Here is a 21011-nt window from a genome sequence, read left to right on the forward strand (position 1 = left end):
GAGGTGACTGACGTGGCGACAGACGCCCCCACGGGGCGCGGCGATCTTGAGTCTCGACGCTCAGTTGAGGCCCGGGAGCCGCGGGCGCGACGTGGGGTGAAGCAGCCGCGCGTCCAGGCGATCCCAGTTGCCAAGATCCGCCCGGAGGATGGTCTGGGGCGCAAACGCGACCGAGAAGGTCACCGCGAGTTGCGCCAGTCCATCGAGCAGTTCGGGGTGCTCACCCCGGTGACCGTCCGTGTCGCGCCGGACGGCTCCGGCGACTATCTCCTCATCAAGGGCCAGGGCCGGACGCTGGCTTGCCGTCTCCTGGGCGTCGAGAAAATCCCCGCAATAGTGGTCGACGCCGAGTTCGGCGAGTACGAGAAGGTCCAGCAGTTCCTCGTTGAGAACGTGGCTCGGCTGCGGATGCGGCCCATCGACCGAGCAGTTCTCATCGCCCGGGCCCGTCAGGATGGTGAGGAAACAGCCAGCGTGGCCAGGCGCTTCGGTGTCACCCCCGCGACGGTCCGGCGGCTGGAGAGTCAGCTTGAGGGCGCCAGCAACCGTGAGGTGGCCGCCCTGCAGGATGGCAACGTCAACTTGGCACTGCACGCGGTGATCGCGAGGTACATGGGTCCCGACGAGCGGTCGGACGCCGTTAGCGCCATCGCGGGGTTCAAGCTGAAGACTAGGGAGCTCGAAGTGCTGTTCGAGGCGCTCGGCTGGAAAGACCTGGTACATCTGGGGCCGGAGCACCGCTTGGCTCGATTGAAGTTGTTGGCTTGGGCTTGCGCCACGTTGCACCGGCTGCCGGCCGGCTCCATCGAAGCGCGGCTGGGTCAGCTGGGAGCGGAGCTGCCGATTGAATTTGGCGGCCCGAGCCCGCGACGGGCGGTGGCGAGTTGAAGCTCGTTAGCCTGCGGCCGGATGAGCTGATGCTCAGCGACGAGCTGCGGCGATCGGGGAGTTCAAAGCAGTTCGAAGACCGACTGAGGGCCTCTATTGAGGAGATCGGACTGGCTGAGCCACTTAAGGTGGCACACCTGCCTACCGGCAACTACTTGGTGGTTGACGGCACCATGCGGTTACGTGCCATCCGGGCAATTCGGCAGGACTACCCGGAGCGGTTCGAGACCGTACCGGCCTACCTCACCGACTACGATCGTCGGTTCGAGATCCGATACCAGACGGACATCTACCAGGATCTGCTACCCAGCCAGCTGGCGTCACTTGTTGAGCACCTACACCAGTCCGCTCGGGTGAAAAAGGCCGACATTGCACGGTACCTTGGAGTGTCGCCCGCAACGGTCCGTAACTACACTGGCTTGTGGCGACTCGTGCAGCGCGGCGGCCTGTTTGCCAGGATCGTCGAGCTTATGGACGCGGGGGTCTTCCCGGCCTCGAACCCTTACGCTTGGCTGCGGCTGACGGCCGGCGGCCTGGAGCACGTGTTAACGCAGAGCTTCTGCGAAGACGGCGAGACTCCGGATGAATGGATCGACCGGACGATTGTCGCTGCCAGGCACGGCAGTGTGCAGCGAGTACCGACGGCCGTGGTGGAGTCGACGACCGGCGATCTGAACCCTGAGCACTACCGGGAAGTCGAAGACCTACGGCTCGTCAAGAAGGATCTGGGGCTGCGGCGGGCCATAAACATGACGCTGCCGGAGATGCCGGAGATGCCGGAGACGCCGGAGCCAAGGGCTCCCGCACCAGAGATTGCTGAGCCTGCGCAACACCAGTCCGCTGCGTCAGTTGGGGCGCAGTCGCGGCGCAGCACGGTGATGGCACGACGGCATCTGTCCCGAGTAGCCCGAGAGTCTCCCGAACCGGTTCTCCAAGCGGCGGCCCGTTCCCTAGCGGAGTATCTGATATGACCATTGCATCATTGGACTGGTCTGAAGACGCATTTTTCGAGGCACCTGAAGCCAAGCCACTCGATGGGGGCACTACCTCTCAAGGGCACCTGTGGCACATCGCGCCCCAGCGGTGGGGCCACTCCATGCACACCATGTGCTCCTATCACGGCATGTTTCCGGCCAAGCTCGCGCATTACTTTATCCAGCGGTATACCCGGCCCGGGGACGTTGTACTCGATCCTTTCAGCGGCCGCGGCACCGTGGCGCTGCAGGCCCGAGCTGAGGGCAGGCGGTCGATCAGCAATGACCTCAGCCCGCTCGCCTACATTCTGACGCATGCCAAGGCGAAGGCCCCAGACTACGAGACCGTGCTGGAGTATCTCGGGCAGTTGGAGAAGCGTTACCGGCAGTCCCGAATCCAACCGGTGGATGTCTCAGCTGACATCGAGATGCTTTACCATCCCACAACCTTACGGCAGCTGGTCTTCCTTCGCGAGGAGCTGCATCGCAAGCCGTTCACCGCGTGGACGGCTGCGGAGACAGTGATCGCGGGCTCCCTGGCAGGCATCATGCACGGCTCATTCCGTCGTGATGGCACGTCGCAGTATCTGAGCATTAGTATGCCGAACACATTCAGCATGTCGCCCTCTTACGTGGAGAAGTTCATCCGCGAGAAGGGGCTGGTGAAGCCCCCCCAGGATGTGTTCGAACGTCTGCGCGAAAAGCTGGCCCGCATCTACCTGGACGCGGTAGACGGACCTGAGGGCCAGGTGTTCCATGAGGACGCTGCCCAACTCATGTCGAGCGATAGCATCCGAGCCAAAAGCGTGGACCTTGTGGTGACGTCGCCGCCATATCTGCAGGTTGTCAACTACGGCACGGCAAACTGGATTCGGCTGTGGCTTTTGGGTATTGAGGAAGTGGGCCGAGAACGGGGGGCCGGGCGCCGCAACCTTGACAAGACGCTCGATCACCGCCACACCTACGACTCATACCGCGAGTTTATGACGCGGACCATCCAAGGCGTAGAACGAGTCCTTAAGCCCAACGGCGTGGCTGCGATCGTGATTGGTGATGTAGCCAATCCCGGCAAGGAGACCATCCAGCTGGCAAGCAAGATTTGGGCAGACGTCAGCAGTGAGACGACGCTGAGGTTGGTCGATACCATCGACGACTTCATCGATATTGACAGGAAGGTCAGCCGGATCTGGAAGGACACTAAGGGACAGGCCACGGCAACTGACTCAGTGCTCGTACTGACACACGCCAAAGGCAAGCCCTGGAACGGCCCGGAAGAGATCGACTGGGACGAGCCTTACAAGGACGGCGGCCCTGACGCTGCTCATCAGCGTGTGAGCGCAGGTCGGCACCGACACCAGTAGACGGGGAGATCTGACCAGCGAAGAACGCGAAGAGTCGGCGGCGACCCTGCGGTGAGAAAAGCACCGCCTGGGCGTTAAGAATGGGATCTTGCGTCGGGCAGCGGCCCGCACTGCGTGAAAAATCTGGCCGCGATTCAGACCGCTGTGTCAAGCGGAGCTTGACACGGACGGACGTTGCGGGAACAGACTGAGTCGGCTCTCGTGTCGCGGACCGCGCCCCCGACGGACACCGCCACCGTGGCGCAGTTGACCTAACCTCGCCCGCCTCCGGACCCGGCTCCCGGGGTCGAATCTCGCCACCGGCGGCCTCCCCTCCCCTCCCGAGTGAGCAGTTGACCTGACCTCGAGCGGCTGTGAGCCGGCTCCTGGACGACCGGCACGCTGCCCGCGCGGACACCGCCCCCATGCTTGGGGCTTGCCACGCGGCCGGCATGCCTCCCCTACGCCGCGCGGACTCGTGGCCGCGCGGCCCGGCTGGCTGCCGGCCCACCCCCACCCAGTCAACCGCCTGTCGTCCTGCGGCGGCCCCTTGGGCTTCACGCTTCCGCGCCAGCCGCCGGGCGTGTTGCGTGGCCGGAGTCGGAGCGCCAGCGGAGCGACGGGCGCGCGCCCAGGCGGCGGCGCGTGCGGCCCGTCAAGGGCCGCCATGAAGACGTACAGAAACTTTGAACCACTTGGCCGGCAGCCGGCGTGTCCCGTCACGGGACATGCTTGACACTCGCGTACCCACCAGATGCTTGACATGATCGATATTCGGCTTCTTCATCGCGTGGTGTTTGCGGATGTCGCGTGGTGGGAGGCCGGGATTGGCGCTGGTGGAGTTGTCGATCGTGGAGCAGCGGTATCGGGCGGTCCTGGGCGTGCGGGCCGGAGAACCCGTCGTGGAAGTGGCAGCCCGGACCGGGGTGTCGAGGCAGACGATCCATTCCTGGCTCGCCCGTTATGCCGAGGTGGGGCTGGCCGGGTTGGAAGACCGGTCCCGCCGGCCGCAGGGGTGTGCCCATCAGGCGTCGGCGGAGGTGGAGGCGTTGGTGTGTGAGCTGCGCCGGCATCATCCGCGGTGGGGCTCGCGGCGGATCGCGTTCGAGTTAAGCCGGCACGGGTGTCCGGATCCGGTGCCGTCGCGGATGACGGTGTATCGGATCCTGGTTCGCCACGGCTTGATCGAACTGGCCAAGAGACGTCGGGGTCGGAAGGACTATGTGCGCTGGCAGCGGGCTCGGCCGATGGAGTTGTGGCAGATGGACATCGTCGGCGGGATCATGCTCGCCGGTGGCACCGAGGCGAAGGTCGTCACCGGCGTGGACGACCATTCCCGGTTCTGCGTCATCGCCCAGGTCGTCAGGAGGGCCACCGGCCGGGCCGTCTGCTTGGCCTTCGCCGACGCGCTGCAGCGGTTCGGGGTGCCAGAAGAGGTGCTGACTGACAACGGGAAGCAGTTCACCGACCGGTTCGGCAAGGGCGGGGAGGTCATGTTCGATCGGATCTGCCGGGAGAACGGCATCATTCACCGGCTCACCCAACCGGCGTCGCCGACCACGACCGGGAAGGTGGAACGGTTCCATCAGACCCTGCGCCGGGAACTCCCCGATGAGGTGCCGGTCTGGCCCGACATCGAGAGTGTCCAGGCCGCCGTTGACGCGTTCCGGCACGAATACAACACCGACCGGCCGCACCAATCCCTGGACATGGCCTTCCCCGCCGACCGGTTCAACCCGGTCCCGGAGCAGGCGGTGCCGGTGAAGCTGCCTGCCAGGCTCACTCAGCCCGTCGACCAGGCTCTGGTCTCACCACCGGTCCCGGCGCCGATGCCGGTGCTGCCGGAGGCGGTGGAGTTCGACCGGGTGGTGCCACCGTCCGGAAACCTGCAGGTGGCGGGAAAGCAGTTCTGGCTCGGCCCGGCCCGCTCCGGCGTGACGGTGACGTTCTGGGCCGACACCGACGTCATCCACCTGCTCATCGCCGGCGCCCGGATCAAGTCCGTGCGTTCCCACTTGTCCGTCGCCGATCTCGCTGGCCTGCTTCAGCAGGGCGGGCGACCATCTGGTGAACCGCCCCTGCCGCCGGCACCACCCGGTGAGGCGGTCGAGGTCGACCGGACCATCAGCCGCGGTGGCCACGTGTCCCTCGGCCAGCACATCGTCCTGGCCGCCGAGGTCCTCGGCGGGCAACGGGTTGGCATCCGTATTGAGGACAAGACCCTGAGCTTCTTCGACCTCAACACCAGGCAACTGCTGCGCACCCGACCCAACCCGCTCACCCCCGCCGAGGTTGCGCGGCTGCGAGGCGCCCGACCCGCCGGACCACCCCCGCAACCTGCAACCGGGCCCGTGCAGGTCCAGCGCCGTGCATCCAACAGCGGCGTGGTCATGGTTGTCGGGCAGAAGATCGCCCTCGGCCGGGTCCACGCCGGTAAGACCGTCACCATCCACGTCACCGATACCGAGCCGGCTATCGCCTGCGACGACGGCATCCGCATCGTCCGACGCACCACGGACCAGCCCGTCCGCAACCTCAAAAGCAAGCCGACCCCGCAAGGTGGCTGCCGGTGTTTAGGGCATCCTCAGCGCGCGGGCCACCTTCCGCTGCACCACCCGCAGGAGCTTGATCGTCTCCTCATCGGAAAGGCCAGTGGTGATCGACCAATCCCAGCCAGAACCCACCACGTCGCTCGCGAAGACAATCTCAGTGGCCAGCACCGCCTTTCGCCACTGCGACCTCGTCAACGGCTCCCCGTGTTCCAGCGCCTCTCGCAGCCTGCGTCCCTCGCCTCGCCACAGGTCCTCCTTGCTGACGAAACCAATAGCCCGTGCGAGGTCATCCGTTGGACTCGCGGGTCCGCCCCACTCACCCAGCCCTCGGCTCAACAGGAACCGCTCATCTACGGTGAGATCGACCGCTACAAGGTCAGAAGCGCTCATGGGCACGATTCTGAGGCACAGCCCCTACAGGGACTCACCCCGCAGGGCCACATCCAGCAGTCACGCCCCACACAGTGACCGGCCCGAGCTTTCACAGGACCTAGACCAACCGTCAAGCATGTCGTGGGACGGATTCGTCAAGCATGTGGTGGGACTAGACAGGCCGGCAGCCGGCGGATCAACCGAGTGGCGGGGCTCCCTTGGCTGCCCGGTCCACGTCGAGTTTCCTGCTCACTGCGGGCCAGTCTTCGCTGGTGACGCTGTAGTTAATCGAATGCCGGACGTGGCGTCTCGCAGGATGCGGTGGTTCCGGAAGGTGCCTTCCTCTGTTGTACCGAGGCCCTTGATGGCTTGCTGCGATCGGGTGTTGCGGCTGTCGGTCTTGAAGGCCACACGGATGGTGCCCAGGTCGTTGAAGGCGTGCCGCATGAGCAGGTGCGACGCTTCGCGGATCGCGCCAGTACGCCAGTATCTCGGCGTCAGCCAAGCCCACCCGATCTCCAGGCTGTGACGGTTCGGTGAGATGTCGAGGTAGCTGATGCTCCCGACAGCCTTGCGCGTGGTCAGGTCGGTGCTGCCCCGTCGGTCGCTGCTGCCAGAGCTACCCGAGCGCTCGTCAGGTGCAGTTCGTACATGCGGTCCTCCGTAACGCGCGGCAACACGCGATGCGGGAGGATCTGGTGTCGCGCAACGTGGCAAAGCGCATACGTGTCCCCTCCCCGCGCTACAAAATCGGCAAGGGCCTGTCCGTCGACCAGGTGCGCAAGATCCTCGCCGCCTCGACCGGCCATCGGCTACACGCCCTCTACGTCGTGGCGGCCACGATGGGCCTCCGCCGTGGTGAGCTAGTCGGTCTCCGCTGGTTGGACGTCGACCTCGACGACGGCACCCTTCGAGTGCAGCAGACCGTTCAGCGGGTCCCCGGGACGCTTCACGTCCTAGACGCCAAGACGGAGGACTCCGAGGCGGTGCTACCGCTGCCCGAGTTCACCTGGCTCACGCTGTTGGAGCACCGGGAGCGCCAGCAGGAGGAGCGGGCAGCCCTCCCCGAGGTCTGGGAAGATCACGGGCTCGTCTTCTCCTCCGAGCGCGGTACGCCGATGGAGCCGACCAACCTCAGCCGCTCGTTCGCCCGCCTCCGGGAGACCGCCGGCCTACCCGGCGTCCGGCTGCACGACATACGGCACACCGTCGTCTCACTGCTAATGGAGTTGGGCGTCCCGCCGCACGTCGTCCAGGCCATCGCACGGCACGCCGACGTCAAGGTGATGCTCAAGGTCTACGCCCACGCCAACCTCGACGCGATGCGTCAGGCGCTCGGCAAGCTCGACGGACGGCTGTCGTGACCCCCGTTGCTGTCAATCGGTGGGTTCACGCGGCATGTTGGCCCGGAACGCCTTGTGGAATTGGAGCCCCCGGCCGGGATCGAACCGGCGACATCTCGCTTACAAGGCGAGTGCTCTGGCCAGCTGAGCTACAGGGGCGCGTGTGTCGACGCCAGCATAGCGACTGACGTCCGGATATCCCGCTCGCGAGGGCTCCCGAGCACGGGAAACGTCAACAACCCGACGGCTGACGCTCCACCGTGACGCCGATTGATGCCTGCCCGTGCCCGACTGCCCGTAATGCGTAGGCATTGGGTCACTTCCGAGGGTCCCTCGCCTTGGCAGCGCGGGGAAAGCCAATTACGGTGCAGTGACACGGACGACGATCCGGCCGCCCCCGCGACCGACCGCCGTCCGCTGACCGGCACGGGCTCGTGCCGGTCGCTCCTTCACTCGGATCGTCCGGCACGTTCCTGCCGGTGAAAGGAAGCGCACCACCATGGCTACGGTCACCTATTCCAAGGCGTCCCGGATCTACCCGGGCACCGAGCGTCCCGCCGTCAACGAGCTCAACCTCGAGATCGGCGACGGCGAGTTCCTCGTTCTCGTCGGCCCGTCGGGCTGCGGCAAGTCCACCAGCCTGCGGATGCTCGCCGGGCTGGAGGACGTCGACGCCGGCTCGATCTACATCGACCAGCGCGACGTCACCCACCTTCCCCCGAAGGCCCGCGACATCGCGATGGTCTTCCAGAACTACGCCCTCTACCCGCACATGACGGTGTACGAGAACATGGCGTTCGCCCTGAAGCTGCGCAAGACCTCCAAGTCGGAGATCGACCGGCGGGTCAAGGAGGCGGCCGGGCTGCTCCAGCTCGAGGAGTACCTCAGCCGCAAGCCGAAGGCGCTCTCCGGTGGTCAGCGTCAGCGTGTGGCCATGGGCCGGGCGATCGTCCGTGAGCCGCAGGTCTTCCTCATGGACGAGCCGCTGTCGAACCTCGACGCCAAGCTGCGTGTGCAGACCCGTACGCAGATCGCGTCGCTCCAGGCCAAGCTGGGCGTCACCACCGTGTACGTGACGCACGACCAGGTCGAGGCCATGACCATGGGTCACCGGGTCGCCGTGCTGCTCGACGGCGTGCTCCAGCAGGTGGACACCCCGCGGGCGCTCTACGACACCCCGGCGAACGTGTTCGTCGCCGGCTTCATGGGCTCTCCCGCCATGAACATCAAGACCGTCCCGCTGCACGAGCAGGGCGCCGAGTTCGCCGAGCTGCGTATCCCGCTGACCCGCGAGCAGGTCGAGGCGGCCCGCGCCGAGGGTGGCGACGGAAAGGTCACCGTCGGCTTCCGTCCGGAGGACTGCGACCTGGTCAGCCCGACCGAGGGCGGCATGCCCGTCGTCGTCGAGCTGGTCGAGGACCTCGGCTCGGACGCCAACGTCTACGGCCACGCCGCCCTGGGTGGCAACTCGGAGCGGTTCGTTGTCCGCACCGACCGGCGCAGCATGCCGAACATGGGCGACACCGTGTTCGTCAAGCCGCGCGCCGGCCGCAGCCACGTCTTCCACGCCGCCACGGGCAGCCGGATCTGACGTAACGCACTACCGGAAAGGGGCGGTCCGCTGCGGCGGGCCGCCCCTTTCGTCGTACCCGGGAGGGGTCCTCATCCCCGGGAGCCAGCGTGCGGGTGGCTCCCCAGGGTGACGCGGCGGGGTGTGCCGTGCCCCTAGCGTTCGCGGCACACCGAGCCCGAGGAGACGCCGTGTCCGCCACCGCCACCGCTCACAAGAACCAGATCATCCGCCGGGCCGGTCGTAGCCTCGCCTACTGCGCGACGCTGGTGCCGGTCGCCCTGTTCACGCTGGCGACCACCCCGGTGGGTGGGGCCGATGCCGCCGTCGCGCGGTGGCGCGGCCTGCGGACCGGCCTGCTCGGCGCACCCCCGACGGCCGTGCCCGGTCGGCGGCCCGGCACGCTCGCGGTGCTCGGTCACGCGCTGCTCAGCCTGCTGCTCGGCCTCGTGGCGCTGCTGCCCCTCGGGGTCGAGGTGTTGATGGTGCTGCGCGGCGTCCTGTACGGGGTGGTCGATCCCGGCCCGTACGACCACTCCTGGGGCGGTCCGAGCCGGGAGGGCGCGTGGCTGGCGCATTTCCTCGTCGGCCTGCCGCTGGCGGCCGGCGGGCTGGCCGCGTTGATCGGCATCGCCGCCGTCCACCAACGCCTGACCCGACGCCTCGACGGGGAACGCGGTCCGGCCTGGCTGCTGCCGACCACGCTGCTGATCGCGGTGGCCGGTGCGGTCCTCTTCGTCGCCTGGCTCCACCAGATCTGACGGCGAAGCCCCCTACCGCTGCGGGCGGTAGGGGGCCTCGTCGACGTCGTTACAGCTCGACCGAGCGGCGGCGGGCGACCTCGGCCAGGGTGACCGCGGCGGCCACGCTGGCGTTGAGCGACTCCACCTCGGAGATCATCGGGATGCTGACGGTCAGGTCGCAGGTCTCCCCGACCAGCCGGGACAACCCGCGTCCCTCGGAGCCGACGACCACGACCAGCGGGCCGACGGCGACCTCCAGGTCGTACAGGTCGGTGTCGCCGTCGGCGTCCAGGCCGACCACCATGAAGCCGGCGTCCCGGCACGCCTTCAACGACCGGGTCAGGTTGGTGACCTGGGCCACCGGCACCCGCGCGGCCGCGCCGGCGCTGGTCCGCCAGGCGGTCGCGGTGATCCCGGCAGCACGCCGCTCGGGTACGAAGACACCCTGCGCGCCGAACGCGGCGGCCGAACGGATCACGGCGCCCAGGTTGCGCGGGTCGGTGACCCCGTCCAGCGCGACCAGCAGCGGCGCCTGCTGCTCCAGCGACGCGGCGACCATGTCCTCGAAGGGCTGGTACGCGAACGGCGGCACCTGCAACCCGACACCCTGGTGCAGCACCCCACCGGTCATCCGGTCCAGCTCGGCGCGGCTGATCTCCAGGTTGGCGATGCCCCGATCGGCGGCCGTCCGGATGATCTCGTTGACCCGGTCGTCCATGTCGATGCCCTGGGCCGTGTAGAGCGCCGTAGCCGGCACCTGGGCGCGCAGCGCCTCCAGCACCGGGTTACGCCCGACCAGCAGCTCCGGGGAGTCCTTCGACGGGTTGGACTTGCGGCCCGGCGCGACCCGGGGGCCGGTCCGGCCGGTGGGCTTGCCGCCCCGGCCGGCAGTGCCTCGACCGGCCGGTACGCCCCGACCGCCACCCTTGCCCCAGGTGGTGTCCTTGGAGCCGGGCTGGCCGATCTTCGGGGCGCGCCCCTCCTCGGCCGCCGCGCGGCGCTCCTTGTCCTGCTTCCAGGCGGTGCGCTGCGGCAGCTTCTCGGTGCCCGAGTAGCCCTTGTGCCAGGGCCGCTCGTCGGCGGGCAGGGTGCGCCCCCGCCCGGCCAGGGCGTCCCTGTTCTTGCCGCCGGAGCCCTTGGGGGCGCCCGCCTTCGGCGTCAGACGCCGGCCACGGCGCTGCGAGTTGCCGGCCATCAGTCCTGCTCTCCAATAGTCCAACGGGGGCCCTGGGGGGTGTCCTCGACCACCACGCCGGCCAGCTTGAGCTGGTCACGTACCGCGTCGGCGGCAGCCCAGTCCTTGCGGCCCCGGGCCTGCGCGCGCTGCTCCAGGGCCAGCGCGATCAGGGAGTCCACCACGGCGCGCAGATCGTCCGAGCGACCGCCACCGGTCCACGCCTCGTCGAGGGGGTCGATGCCGAGGATATCCAGCATCGCGCGTACGACGGCCAGGGTGGTGCGGACGGTCACATCGTCGCCCGCGCTCAGAGCGGTGTTGCCGTCCCGAAGGTGCTGTTGCAGCACGGCCAGGGCGGCGGACGTGTTGAGGTCGTCATCCATCGCCGCGACGAAACCGGCCGGCAGCTCGCCGAGCTGCCCGACGCCCACCCGCTCGACGGCCCGCTGGACGAAACCCTCGATCCGGCGGTACGCGGTGGCCGCCTCACGCAGCGAGTCCTCCGAGTAGTCGATCACCGAGCGGTAGTGCGCGGCGGCGTAGTAGTACCGCAGCTCCACCGGCCGCACGCCGAGCGAGTCGACGTACGCGAGGCCCAGGGCGTTACCCGCCGACTTGCCCATCTTGGCCCCGCCGATGTTGAGCAGGCCGTGGTGCACCCAGTAGCGGGCGAACGGCAGCCCGGCCGCCTGGGACTGGGCGATCTCGTTCTCGTGGTGGGGGAACGTCAGGTCGAGGCCGCCGCCGTGGATGTCGAACTCCGGGCCCAGGTAGCGCCAGCACATCGCCGAGCACTCGATGTGCCAGCCCGGACGGCCCAGCCCCCACGGGGACGGCCAGTACGCGTCCGCCGGCTCGTCCGGCTTGGCGCCCTTCCACAGGGCGAAGTCGCGCGGATCGCGCTTGCCCCGGTCCGGCGCGTCACCGGCCGACTGCATCGCGTCCGGCGACTGACCCGACAGCGACCCGTACGACGGCCAGGACGCCACGTCGAAGTAGACGTCGCCGGAGCCGTCGGTCGCCGGGTACGCGTGCCCGTCCGTGATCAGCTTCGTGATCAGCTCGTGCATCTCCGGGATGTGCCCGGTGGCACGCGGCTCGTAGGTGGGCGACAGCACGTTCAACGCCCGGTACGACTCGGCGAGAACCAGCTCGTTGGCGTACGCGATCGACCAGAACGGCCGACCCTGCTCACCCGCCTTGACGAGGATCTTGTCGTCGATGTCGGTCAGGTTCCGGATGAACGTGACCTCGTAACCGGCGGCCAGCAACCATCGGCGCAGCACGTCGTAGTTGACGCCCGAGCGAAGATGACCGATGTGCGGCGGCGCCTGAAGGGTGAGACCACACAGGTAGACCCCCACCTTGCCGGCTTCCCGCGGGACGAAGTCCCGCACCGATCGGGTGGCGGTGTCATACAGGCGTAGCGTCACCGTACAAGGGTAGCCGTCCGCGCCTGTCCGGGTCCGCCGGTGCCGGGTCGTACGCTGCGTGCTGTGGATGCGACGGCAGGGTCCAACCGGACCGGGGAGACGTCCCAGACGCTCGACCGGGGTCTGCGGCTCCTGCACCTGGTCGCCGATACGCCGACGGGCCTGACCGTCAGCGAGGCGGCGAACCTCCTCGGCGTCGGCCGGGCGGCCGTCTACCGGCTGGTCGGCCCGCTGACCGCGCACGGCATGCTGCGCCGGGGCAGCGATGGCAAGCTCCGGATCGGCGCGGGCGTGCTGCACCTGGCCCGACGCGCCCAGCCGCTGTTCGCCGAGGGGGCGTTGCCGGCGCTGCGCCGACTCGCCGAGCAGGCCGGCGCCACCGCACACCTGACCGTGGTCGAGGGCGACGAGGGTGTCGCCCTGGCCGTGGTCGAGCCGAGTTGGACGTCGTTCCACGTCGCGTACCGGACCGGGGCGCGACACCCCCTGGACCGGGGTGCGGCGGGTCGGGCCATCCTGGCCGGCCGGAGCGGCGCGCCCGAGCCGGTGAGCAGCAGCGGCGAGTTGGAATCCGGGGCGTACGGGGTGGCCGCGCCGGTGCTCGGCGTACCGGGTCTGGAGGCCAGCGTCGGGGTGGTGGCGCTCGCCCCGCTGGACGTCGACCTGGTCGGCCCTCAGGTGCTCGCCGCCGCGACCACGGTGGCAGCCACCCTCCGCTGACCCCTTGATCCACTCCAGTTCGCCGATGTGGCGTCATCACGAGCCTTCGATAGCGCCACTACGCCGACCTGCTGACGATCTCGCCCTATAGCACGTCCATCGGCCTCTCGGCGGTTGTCCACAGGCAGGTGCGGCGCGCGCCTCCGGCACTGTCCACAGGGGTGTTCGCCGCCGCCTGGGAAATCGCAGGCTGGCCGCATGCCCCCACACCCCCACCGGCCTCCCACCCTCGCCTGGCAGGTCTTCCGTGGCTCCGCGGTGACCCAACAAGGTCTGATCACCAGGCACCAACTACGCGGCTCGTCGTGGGTTCGACTCCGCCACGACGTGTACGCGGATGCCCGCCTCGAACGCAACCACGAACTGGCCTGCCGCGCCGCGGCCCTACGGCTGCCACCGCAGGCGCTGATCGCCGGGCCGTCGTCGGCCTACCTGCACGGCGTCGAGCATGCCGCCGGCTTCGACGACGACGTGCACGTGCTGATGCCGAAGGCCGCCCGCGTCGATTCTCGGCCCGGCCTGCACGTACACGTGCTCGGCCCCGATACCGCCGCGACGCCGTTGCCCACGCAGGCCACCGGCCCGCAGCCGCCCGTGCCAGTGCGCTCCCTGCCCGGCGCACGATCCGGCGGCGCTACCCTCCGCAGGACCGATCCCGCATCAGCGGCGTGGGAGACGGCGGTCTGGTTGGATCCGCTGCGCGCGGTCGGAATCGTCGACTCGTTGCTCGCGGCCGGCCTGACCCGCACCGCGCTGGCCGCGGTCGCCACCGCCAATGCCGACCGGCCCGGCGGACGGCGTGCGTATTGGATCTTCGATCTCGCCGATCCGGGGGCGCAATCGCCACCCGAGTCGCAACTGCGGGTGCGTCTGGTGATGGGCGGCCTTCCTCGACCGGTCACCCAGCACCCGATCCGGCTGCCTGGCGGGCTGGTGGTCCATCCCGACCTGGCCTGGCCCGAGTTCCGCGTGGCGGTGGAGTACGACGGCCGGTGGCACGCCGACCCGGAGCAACTGCACCTCGACCGTCGACGGCTCAATCTCCTCGTCGGGGCAGGCTGGCTGGTGCTGCACGTGACCAGCAGGAGGCTCCACAGGGACTTCCCGGCGGTGCTCAACGAGGTGCGGTCGGCCCTGCTCTCCCGCGGCTGGCGCCGCTGACCACACCGGCCGTGATCGTCTCCAGCTCGCCGATGTGGGGGTATCCATTCGACCTGATGCCGCCACATCGGCGACCTGGAGTCGATCACGCAGGCACCGCACGCGACCGCCGCACGCACGCCCGCACGCGACCGCCGGACGCGGCAGGGCCCGGCCGACGAGTGTCGACCGGGCCCCGCGGGTGCGTTACGGGCGTGCGTTGGCCTTGAACGGGGTGGTCACCGCCGCGTACGCGTCGACGATCCCGTACCCGTAGAAGCCGTTGAAGTTGACCCCACCGGCGCAGTACGCGTCGTAGGTCTCGTCACGGCCCTCGTTGCGGTACTGCTGAAGGCGCGGCTCCGGGCAGGCGTGCTCGGCCGCCGTGCGGTAGAGGTGCTGCTCGACCTGGTCCGGGGACATACCGAAGCCGCCCCGGCCCTGCGGCTTGCCGTACCGGCTGACGATCAGCGCGGCCACACCAGCGGCGTGCGGGGACGCCATCGAGGTGCCCTGGAGGTAGGTGTAGTAGCCGCACTCACCGTTGCGCTTGCACTGCTTGAAGACGGACTCCTCGAAGCCGGCGACGATGTTGCCGTCGGCGTCGACCGAGCCCTCCTCCTGGAGCACGTGCTTCGGGTAGGACGACAGGATCATGTTGGCGTCGGTGCGGAAGGTGTCCGTGCCGAAGCCGTCGCGGAACCAGCCGCCCGGCGCGGCGACCGAGATCTGCTCGGTGCCGTAGTTGGAGTAGTCGGCCTTCTTGCCGGACGGGCCGACCGACGACACACCGATCACGTGCGGGCCCTCGGTGGGCAGGTCCCAGCAGCTGTTGTTGTCGATCGGGCGCGGGTACGGGTCGGCGCCGTAGTCCGGGCTGGACGTGTCGGTGCGCGGTGCGCCCAGGTCCTCGTTGTTGTTGCCGAGCGCGCCGACCAGGGTGACGCCCTTATTGTGGGCGAAGACCAGCGCCCGCTTCATGGCCTTGATGATGGCCCGCTGCTCGGCCTGCGCCTCGGGGGAGTCGGCCGGGTTGGCGGTGCAGTTGTAGAGCCACGGGTCGACGTAGAACGACATGTTGACCACGTCGAGCCCGTTGCGGCCGGCGTAGACCAGGGCGTTGACGACCGGGTCGAGGAAGAAGTAGCCGGAGTCCTGGCCGCCCTTGAGCTCGACCAGCGACACGTTCGGGGCGACACCGGACAGGCCGAAGCCGTTGGCGGCGGCGCCGATGGTGCCGGCCACGTGGGTGCCGTGCCCACCGTCGTCGGTGCCGACGGGGTCGAGGCAGCTCGGCACCTCGCAGGGGCCGTCCACGTCGGTCAGGTCGGGTGCGAAGTTGCGCGACAACGCCCAGTTGAAGTTGGGCGCGATGTCCGGGTTGCTGGCGTCGACACCGGTGTCGAGCACGCCGACGGTCACCCGTCGGTCACCGGGCTCGACCTTGCGGGCCTTGTCGGCCCGGATCATCTCCAGGCCCCAGAGCTTGTCGTCGAGCGGGTCCATCTTGGCCCCGCGTCGGGCGGCAGCGCCGGCGGCGGCCTTGGTGGCGACCGTCAGGTGCTCCTGCTCGACCCGGTCCAGCTTCGGCTTGCGGCCGATGGCCTTCTGCTCGGCGGCGCCGATCAGGGTCGGCGCGGCGGCGGCCCTGGCCGCGAAGTCGGCCCGGTCACTGGTGACCCGGAACATGCCGACCTCGTCGGACGAGGAGACCACCGTGCCGCCGGCGGCCCGGATGGCGGCGACCGCCGTGTCGGCGGCAACCCCGTCCTCGGCGACCACCGTGAAGGTGCGGGACGTGCTCGGCGCGGCGCTGGCCGGTACACCCAGGCCCGCTGCCGTAAGTGCCAGTACCGCCGCGGTCGCGACGGCACCGACGGTGAAGCGCTTGCTCACCACATCGAATCCTCTCGTTGAGGGACGTGGCGCCATCACACAACACGCGGCGGGTTTCCGCCAGGTGAACGTCCGTTATGCCGGTGAATCTCCTCGTCATCCGCCCAGGTCGATGCCCGCGTTCGCCCGGTCGGACGATGCCGCCGGCAGGTCGGCCAGCACCTTCGGAAGATCGGTCAGGGCGGCCACCTCGGCGTCGGGCGCGAGCCCGGCCGGGCGGGGCAGGCCGTACCGGTTCAGCCACACCGACCGCAGGCCGGCCTGCCGGGGTCCCACTACGTCGTGCTCCCACGAGTCGCCGACGTACACGATCTGCTCGGCGGGCACCCCTGCGGCTTCGACGACCGCAGCGTAGAACTCCGGGGCGGGCTTCTTCGGCAGGCCGTTCTCGTGCGCGTACACCTCGAAGGTGAACTCGCCGGCGAGCCCGCAGCGTTCGGCGCGGCTGTTGCCGTTGGTGGCGAAGCCCAGCGTGTACCGCCGGCGCAGCGCCGCCAGCGCCGGCGGAACGTCCGGGAACGGTCGGGTGAGGGCGAACCGGCGGGCGAAGAAGAGGGCGGTGATCTCGTCGAGGTGGTCGCCGAGGCCGGCGCGGTCCAACGACCGGGCCAGGGCGGCGCGGCGGATCTCCATGACCGGGGCGGCGCTCAGCTCACCGAAGACCGCCCCCCAGTCCGACTCCAGCTCGGCGAGCGTCACGCCGGCCGCGACGGGCGTGCGACGCCGCATCTCGTCGAGGACGGCCGCCAGCCCGCCGGTCACCGCGGGCCGCAGGTCGAGCAGGGTCTCGTCGGCGTCGAACACCACAGTGGTCAGCACGTCCGCCACTCTCTCACCGAGCGGCCGACCGCACCGAGCGGCGACCTCACCGGATGCCGGCCGCCAGCGCGGGCTCGGGCGTGGCGGGCGCGGGCACGCCGCGCAGCTCGTCGAGGCGTACCAGGGCGACCCCGGCGACGATCAGCAGGCCGCCGAGGAGTTGCCAGGTGGTGGGCAGTTCGTCGAGGAACAGCCAGGCGATGAGTACGGCGAACAGCACCTCGGTCAGCCCGACGAACGACGACAGTCGGGGGCCGAGGATCCGGCTGCCGGCGATGCCGGCCAGGTACGCGATCACGGCGGCGACGAGCGTGAGCCCGACGATGGGCAGCAGCCAGGTGGTGCGGTGCCCGGCGAAGGTGACCTCGCCGAACGTGGCGCGCAGCGGCAGCAGCCCGGTCAGCCCGACGAGCAGCAGCACGGCGGCGCCGACGGCCATCCCGCCGCTGGCCATGGCGACCGAGGGCAGTCGGGGGTCGACCCGGCCGGCGAGCACGAAGTAGCCGGCCAGGCCGAACGCGGCTCCCATGCCCCACAGCACGCCGACCGGGTCGAAGCCGGCGTCGCCGGTGAGGTCCAGGACGAACGCCAACCCGCACAGCGCGGCGGCGGAGCCGGCCACGGTGAGCCGCCGGGGTCGCTGGCCGTGCCGCAGCCACATCCAGCCCACGACGAGGATGATGCCCAGGTATTCCAGCAGGAGCGCGATGCCCACCGGCAGGTAGCGCACGGCGTTGAAGAAGCACACCTGCGCCAGGGCCACGCCGAGCAGCCCGAACATCACGACGGCCGGGCTGTTGTCGCGCAGCACGTGCCACCTGCCGCGCAGCGACAGCAGGGCGGGGATCGCGAGCACCAGGGCGGCCACCCCGACCCGGACGACGACGGCGGCCTCGGCCGACCAGCCGGCCTCGATGAGCGAGCGCGCGAAGGTGCCCGAGGTGGCGAACGTGACGGCGGAGAGCAGCGCCAGCGCGGCGCCGACGGCGGGTCGTTGCGGCATCTCGCGCTCCTCGCTGCGCACGGGTGTCATGGGCAAACTATCCTTGTGCCCATGACGCTAGGCGGCCATCGTGACAGGAGTCAAGTTGCTGTTCGCTCATGACACCGAATGCTCGCTGACCGCCGCAGCCGCGCTGGTCAACACCGGTGGCCGGGACGGGGAGCTACTGCCCGACGTCGCCGCGCTGGACGCGTTCTTCATCCGACACACCTACAGCGGGCGGCACGAACACACCGACGCGGAGCTGCGCGCCGTCCGACAGTTGCGCCCCCACCTGCGCCGCATCTGGGACGCCGAACCGCCTGAGGTCGTCGACATCGTCAACGGTCTGCTCCGCGAACACCGGGCGCTGCCGCAGCTCATCGAGCACGACGACGAGCCGTACCACCTGCACGCCGTGCCCCGCGACGCGCCGCTGGCCACCCGCATGGCGGTGGAGGCGGCGATGGCGATTGCCGACCTGGTCCGGATGGGCGAGCTGAGCCGGCTGCGCATCTGCGAACACCCGGACTGCGACAACGTCGTCGTCGACCTGTCCCGCAACCGGTCGCGGCGGTTCTGCGAGGCCGGCTGCGGCAACCGCGCCGCCGTGACCGCCTACCGGGCTCGCAAGGCCGCCGGCCGGTCCTGAGCGACGTCGGCGGCCCGCAGCTCGTACTCCACCTCACCCTGCTCGGTCCCCGGGATCGGGTCGTCGAAGTCCAGGTGGAACGTCCGCACGTAACGCAGCCCCGCGTTCTCCATCACCCGGCGGGACCGCTCGTTCACCGCCATCGTCTGCGCCCACACCCGCCGCACGCCCACGACGTCGAGCGCGTACCGGACCAGCGCCCGGGACCCCTCCGTCGCCAGGCCACGCCCCCACGCCGCGCGGCGCAGCCGGTAGCCCAACTCGGCCTCGGCGCCGTCGTCCGACGGGTCGAGCGCGAACCAGCCGAGGAACTCACCGGACGCCCGGTCGAGCGCCGCCCACCGACCCAGGCCGGGATGCCGCTCGTACTGGGCGATCAGCCTCGGCAACTGCTCGTCCCGGACAGTGGCACGCGGCGTGGCGACACCGCCGGTCAGGAACCGCATCACCTCGGGATCGCTGTCCAACTCGACGAACGCGTCCACGTCAGCCATGGTCAACCGGCGCATCCGCAGCCGCTCGGTCGCCGGAGGTTGTCCATCCATGGACCGGATCATCGCGCCGCTGCGGGACACCGTCGACCCGATTACCCGCGACCACCGTCGCGGGCAGGGCGGTCGCGTCAGCGCGGGGGCGCGACCACGAAGAGCCGCCAGGAGTACGCGTCGACCACCAGCACGGGTCCGTCCGGGTCCTTACTGTCTCGCACCCCGACCACGCCCCCCAGATCCGTAGCCACCTCGACGCAGTTGTTGTCCTGGTTGCTGCGGCTGCTCTTGCGCCAGCGAGCGCCGGTCAGCTCCACGACTCGGCCACCTCGCTCATCAACTCGATGGACGCCTGCGGGGGCAGGGCCTCGCCCAGGGTAGCCTCCCAGACCTGCTGCAACCGCAGTAGATCCTTCGGCTGGTCTAACTCCTGGCCGCGGACCTGGCACTCCATATAGGCCAGTTCGACGCCATCAGGCAGGGTCGCTAGCGCGAATTGTCCGCCGAGCCCCGGGTACTCATCGGCGGATAGCGGCACCACGTGCAGCCGGAGCCGAGGATGCTCAGTGGCAATGCGTGCGAGGTGCAGCGTCTGGTCGCGCATCACCTTCCGGCTGCCCACCCGTCGCCGCAGCACTGCTTCGTCCAACACGGCCACGATGTGCGGCGACCGCTCGTCATGTAGCACGCCTTGGCGGTTCATCCGGTCGGCGAGCCGCCGGTCGACCTCGTCGGAGTCGAGCAAGTTGCCCGCCTCAAAGACCGCCCGCGCATAGTCCTCCGTCTGAAGGAGCCCGGGCACATAGCGGGGTTCATACCACCTGACAGTGCGCGCCTGCTCGAAAATCGCCTGCCAGCCGCGCAACCACGGCTGGGTCCGGTCCAGGCTGACCAGTTCGGTGGACATGCGGCTGAAGAGGCCGCCGGTGTCCAGGGCGCGGTCGAGGAGTTCCAGGTACTTCGCGGTGGGCGGCTGTTGACCCAGCTCGACCGCGCTGACCATCGACGGCGAGTAGTTGACCGCCTTGGCCAGCTCGTCCTGGCTCCAACCCCGGCGGGCCCGCGCCCGGCGCAGCTCCGCGACCAGGAACGCCGCCGCCGTCATCTGCCCATCGGCCATGCCCGACCACTCTCCAACCCGCCGGCGATCAACTCCACAGGGCCAACAGAGCCGGCACGGCCCCGGAACAGGGCAGCCCCGACAGGTCGGCCGAACCCTTCCGACCGTAGTCGTCCGGTCACCAGACTGTGAGGTGCGACGCCGCTCCCCGTCCCCCGGGCCCAGCGGCATCGCACGGGACCGCCCGAACCCCCGTGCCGGGCGGTCCCACCCCGCAAGATCGTGCTGGAACGTGGAAACAGTGGCCTTTCGTACGCGTCGAGACCACTACATCCAGGATCGAGCACGATCTTGGGGCCGGGTGACGGGCGCTGGCCGGCTGCGGGGGCGGACGCGGGGGCGGACGCGGGGGGCGGACGCGGGGGGCGGACGCGGGGGGCGGACGCGGGGGGCGGACGCGGGGGGCGGACGCGGGGGGCGGACGCGGGGGGCGGACGCGGGGGCGATGTCACAAGCGATTCAGCTCGAAAGGACCCCCACACCATGCCCCGGACCACCCCGGACGACCGCACGACCGCACCCCGTCGACCGCACCTGCCGTTGCGGCCGCTGTGGCTCTGCCGGGTCTGCGCCGCACCGTGGCCGTGCCCGGAGGCCCGACTCGCCCTACGCCAGGAGTACGCCCACGACCGGATCGCCCTGAGCATCTACCTGTGCACGGTCCTGCACGACGCGGTCGCCGACCTGTACCGGCTCAATCCGCACGACGGCCCGGACCCGAAGGCCCTCTACACGCGGTTCCTCGCCTGGGCGACTCCGCGCGGCGACCCGCCCTGAGGCGGCCGGCGCGGAGTCACCCGGC

Annotated in this window: 19 protein-coding genes, 1 tRNA gene and 1 pseudogene; 11 read left to right on the forward strand and 10 right to left on the reverse strand. The window is 69.6% G+C overall.

Annotated features, from left to right (window positions below):
• The first annotated feature begins 96 nt into the window (after window positions 1–96).
• From ACTFTM_RS30090 to ACTFTM_RS30105, 4 genes and pseudogenes are all read left to right on the forward strand, one after another.
• Entirely contained in the window at window positions 97–888 is a 792-nt protein-coding gene (locus ACTFTM_RS30090) for a ParB/RepB/Spo0J family partition protein (RefSeq protein WP_449563679.1), read from the forward strand.
• 29 nt (window positions 889–917) lie between these two features.
• Window positions 918–1859, forward strand: coding sequence for a ParB/RepB/Spo0J family partition protein (locus ACTFTM_RS30095; RefSeq protein WP_449563680.1), 942 nt, complete (start codon window positions 918–920; stop codon window positions 1857–1859).
• A complete protein-coding gene (locus ACTFTM_RS30100) occupies window positions 1856–3223 on the forward strand; it encodes a DNA methyltransferase (protein WP_449563681.1) in 1368 nt (455 codons plus the stop codon). Before ACTFTM_RS30095 ends, ACTFTM_RS30100 begins: the two co-directional genes overlap by 4 nt.
• A gap of 782 nt (window positions 3224–4005) precedes the next feature.
• Window positions 4006–4935, forward strand: a pseudogene (locus ACTFTM_RS30105) (IS481 family transposase); the annotation flags it as partial.
• 1440 nt (window positions 4936–6375) lie between these two features.
• On the opposite strand, the gene ACTFTM_RS30110 reads toward ACTFTM_RS30105, so the two are convergent.
• Window positions 6376–6843, reverse strand: a complete 468-nt coding sequence (locus tag ACTFTM_RS30110) for a GNAT family N-acetyltransferase (protein ID WP_449563682.1) — start codon at window positions 6841–6843, stop codon at window positions 6376–6378.
• On the opposite strand from ACTFTM_RS30110, the gene ACTFTM_RS30115 reads away from it, so the two are divergent.
• Entirely contained in the window at window positions 6810–7490 is a 681-nt protein-coding gene (locus ACTFTM_RS30115; protein ID WP_449563683.1) for a tyrosine-type recombinase/integrase, read from the forward strand. The two genes, ACTFTM_RS30110 and ACTFTM_RS30115, sit on opposite strands and share 34 nt — an antisense overlap.
• A 61-nt stretch (window positions 7491–7551) precedes the next feature.
• Here the strand turns inward: ACTFTM_RS30115 and ACTFTM_RS30120 are convergent.
• A tRNA-Thr gene (locus ACTFTM_RS30120) sits at window positions 7552–7628 on the reverse strand.
• Window positions 7629–7968: 340 nt separating this feature from the next.
• Between ACTFTM_RS30120 and ACTFTM_RS30125 the strand changes: the two genes are divergently transcribed.
• Together ACTFTM_RS30125 and ACTFTM_RS30130 are read left to right on the forward strand one after the other, a co-directional pair.
• The gene (locus tag ACTFTM_RS30125; RefSeq protein WP_355050957.1) at window positions 7969–9060 is read left to right on the forward strand and encodes an ABC transporter ATP-binding protein; all 1092 of its coding nucleotides are present in this window, start codon (window positions 7969–7971) and stop codon (window positions 9058–9060) included.
• 170 nt (window positions 9061–9230) lie between these two features.
• The gene (locus tag ACTFTM_RS30130) at window positions 9231–9800 is read left to right on the forward strand and encodes a hypothetical protein (protein WP_449563684.1); all 570 of its coding nucleotides are present in this window, start codon (window positions 9231–9233) and stop codon (window positions 9798–9800) included.
• Window positions 9801–9849: 49 nt separating this feature from the next.
• Here the strand turns inward: ACTFTM_RS30130 and rlmB are convergent, their stop codons facing one another.
• Together rlmB and cysS are read right to left on the reverse strand one after the other, a co-directional pair.
• Window positions 9850–10977 (reverse strand): 23S rRNA (guanosine(2251)-2'-O)-methyltransferase RlmB, encoded by a 1128-nt coding sequence (gene rlmB / locus ACTFTM_RS30135; RefSeq protein WP_449563685.1) that lies wholly within the window; start codon window positions 10975–10977, stop codon window positions 9850–9852.
• Window positions 10977–12392, reverse strand: coding sequence for a cysteine--tRNA ligase (gene cysS / locus ACTFTM_RS30140; RefSeq protein WP_449563686.1), 1416 nt, complete (start codon window positions 12390–12392; stop codon window positions 10977–10979). Before cysS ends, rlmB begins: the two co-directional genes overlap by 1 nt.
• 54 nt (window positions 12393–12446) lie before the next feature.
• Here cysS and ACTFTM_RS30145 point away from each other — a divergent pair, with 54 nt between their 5' ends.
• Complete coding sequence (locus tag ACTFTM_RS30145; RefSeq protein ID WP_449566770.1) at window positions 12447–13112, forward strand: IclR family transcriptional regulator; 666 nt, start codon at window positions 12447–12449, stop codon at window positions 13110–13112.
• 198 nt (window positions 13113–13310) lie between these two features.
• Window positions 13311–14273: a hypothetical protein gene (locus ACTFTM_RS30150; protein WP_449563687.1), complete on the forward strand. Its 963-nt coding sequence runs from the start codon at window positions 13311–13313 to the stop codon at window positions 14271–14273.
• Window positions 14274–14459: 186 nt separating this feature from the next.
• Here the strand turns inward: ACTFTM_RS30150 and ACTFTM_RS30155 are convergent, their stop codons facing one another.
• From ACTFTM_RS30155 to ACTFTM_RS30165, 3 genes are all read right to left on the reverse strand, one after another.
• A complete protein-coding gene (locus ACTFTM_RS30155) occupies window positions 14460–16148 on the reverse strand; it encodes a S8 family serine peptidase (protein ID WP_449563688.1) in 1689 nt (562 codons plus the stop codon).
• A 96-nt stretch (window positions 16149–16244) separates the two neighbouring features.
• Window positions 16245–16967, reverse strand: a complete 723-nt coding sequence (locus ACTFTM_RS30160; protein WP_449563689.1) for an HAD family hydrolase — start codon at window positions 16965–16967, stop codon at window positions 16245–16247.
• 46 nt (window positions 16968–17013) lie between these two features.
• Complete coding sequence (locus tag ACTFTM_RS30165; protein ID WP_449566771.1) at window positions 17014–17970, reverse strand: EamA family transporter; 957 nt, start codon at window positions 17968–17970, stop codon at window positions 17014–17016.
• A gap of 85 nt (window positions 17971–18055) precedes the next feature.
• Between ACTFTM_RS30165 and ACTFTM_RS30170 the strand changes: the two genes are divergently transcribed.
• Window positions 18056–18601, forward strand: coding sequence for a CGNR zinc finger domain-containing protein (locus tag ACTFTM_RS30170; RefSeq protein WP_449566772.1), 546 nt, complete (start codon window positions 18056–18058; stop codon window positions 18599–18601).
• Here ACTFTM_RS30170 and ACTFTM_RS30175 read toward each other — a convergent pair.
• The 3 genes from ACTFTM_RS30175 to ACTFTM_RS30185 form a co-directional block, all read right to left on the reverse strand.
• Complete coding sequence (locus ACTFTM_RS30175; protein WP_449563690.1) at window positions 18568–19146, reverse strand: GNAT family N-acetyltransferase; 579 nt, start codon at window positions 19144–19146, stop codon at window positions 18568–18570. The genes ACTFTM_RS30170 and ACTFTM_RS30175 overlap by 34 nt on opposite strands.
• Before the next feature lie 77 nt (window positions 19147–19223).
• Window positions 19224–19406 carry a DUF397 domain-containing protein gene (locus ACTFTM_RS30180; RefSeq protein WP_449563691.1) on the reverse strand — a complete coding sequence of 61 codons (183 nt, stop codon included), beginning with the start codon at window positions 19404–19406 and terminating at the stop codon, window positions 19224–19226.
• A complete protein-coding gene (locus ACTFTM_RS30185) occupies window positions 19397–20209 on the reverse strand; it encodes a helix-turn-helix domain-containing protein (protein WP_449563692.1) in 813 nt (270 codons plus the stop codon). Before ACTFTM_RS30185 ends, ACTFTM_RS30180 begins: the two co-directional genes overlap by 10 nt.
• Window positions 20210–20692: 483 nt before the next feature.
• Between ACTFTM_RS30185 and ACTFTM_RS30190 the strand changes: the two genes are divergently transcribed.
• Complete coding sequence (locus ACTFTM_RS30190; protein ID WP_449563693.1) at window positions 20693–20986, forward strand: hypothetical protein; 294 nt, start codon at window positions 20693–20695, stop codon at window positions 20984–20986.
• Window positions 20987–21011: the final 25 nt, after the last annotated feature.

The sequence above is a fragment of the Micromonospora sp. RB23 genome, assembly GCF_053585025.1.

Coding starts and splice junctions, on each gene's coding strand:
- ACTFTM_RS30095 (WP_449563680.1), top strand. CDS start 918: ATGCTCAGCGACGAGCTGCGGCGATCGGGGAGTTCAAAGCAGTTCGAA.
- ACTFTM_RS30100 (WP_449563681.1), top strand. CDS start 1,856: ATGACCATTGCATCATTGGACTGGTCTGAAGACGCATTTTTCGAGGCA.
- ACTFTM_RS30115 (WP_449563683.1), top strand. CDS start 6,810: ATGCGGGAGGATCTGGTGTCGCGCAACGTGGCAAAGCGCATACGTGTC.
- ACTFTM_RS30125 (WP_355050957.1), top strand. CDS start 7,969: ATGGCTACGGTCACCTATTCCAAGGCGTCCCGGATCTACCCGGGCACC.
- rlmB (WP_449563685.1), bottom strand. CDS start 10,977: ATGGCCGGCAACTCGCAGCGCCGTGGCCGGCGTCTGACGCCGAAGGCG.
- ACTFTM_RS30150 (WP_449563687.1), top strand. CDS start 13,311: ATGCCCCCACACCCCCACCGGCCTCCCACCCTCGCCTGGCAGGTCTTC.
- ACTFTM_RS30165 (WP_449566771.1), bottom strand. CDS start 17,970: ATGCCGCAACGACCCGCCGTCGGCGCCGCGCTGGCGCTGCTCTCCGCC.
- ACTFTM_RS30175 (WP_449563690.1), bottom strand. CDS start 19,146: ATGGATGGACAACCTCCGGCGACCGAGCGGCTGCGGATGCGCCGGTTG.
- ACTFTM_RS30185 (WP_449563692.1), bottom strand. CDS start 20,209: ATGGCCGATGGGCAGATGACGGCGGCGGCGTTCCTGGTCGCGGAGCTG.
- ACTFTM_RS30190 (WP_449563693.1), top strand. CDS start 20,693: ATGCCCCGGACCACCCCGGACGACCGCACGACCGCACCCCGTCGACCG.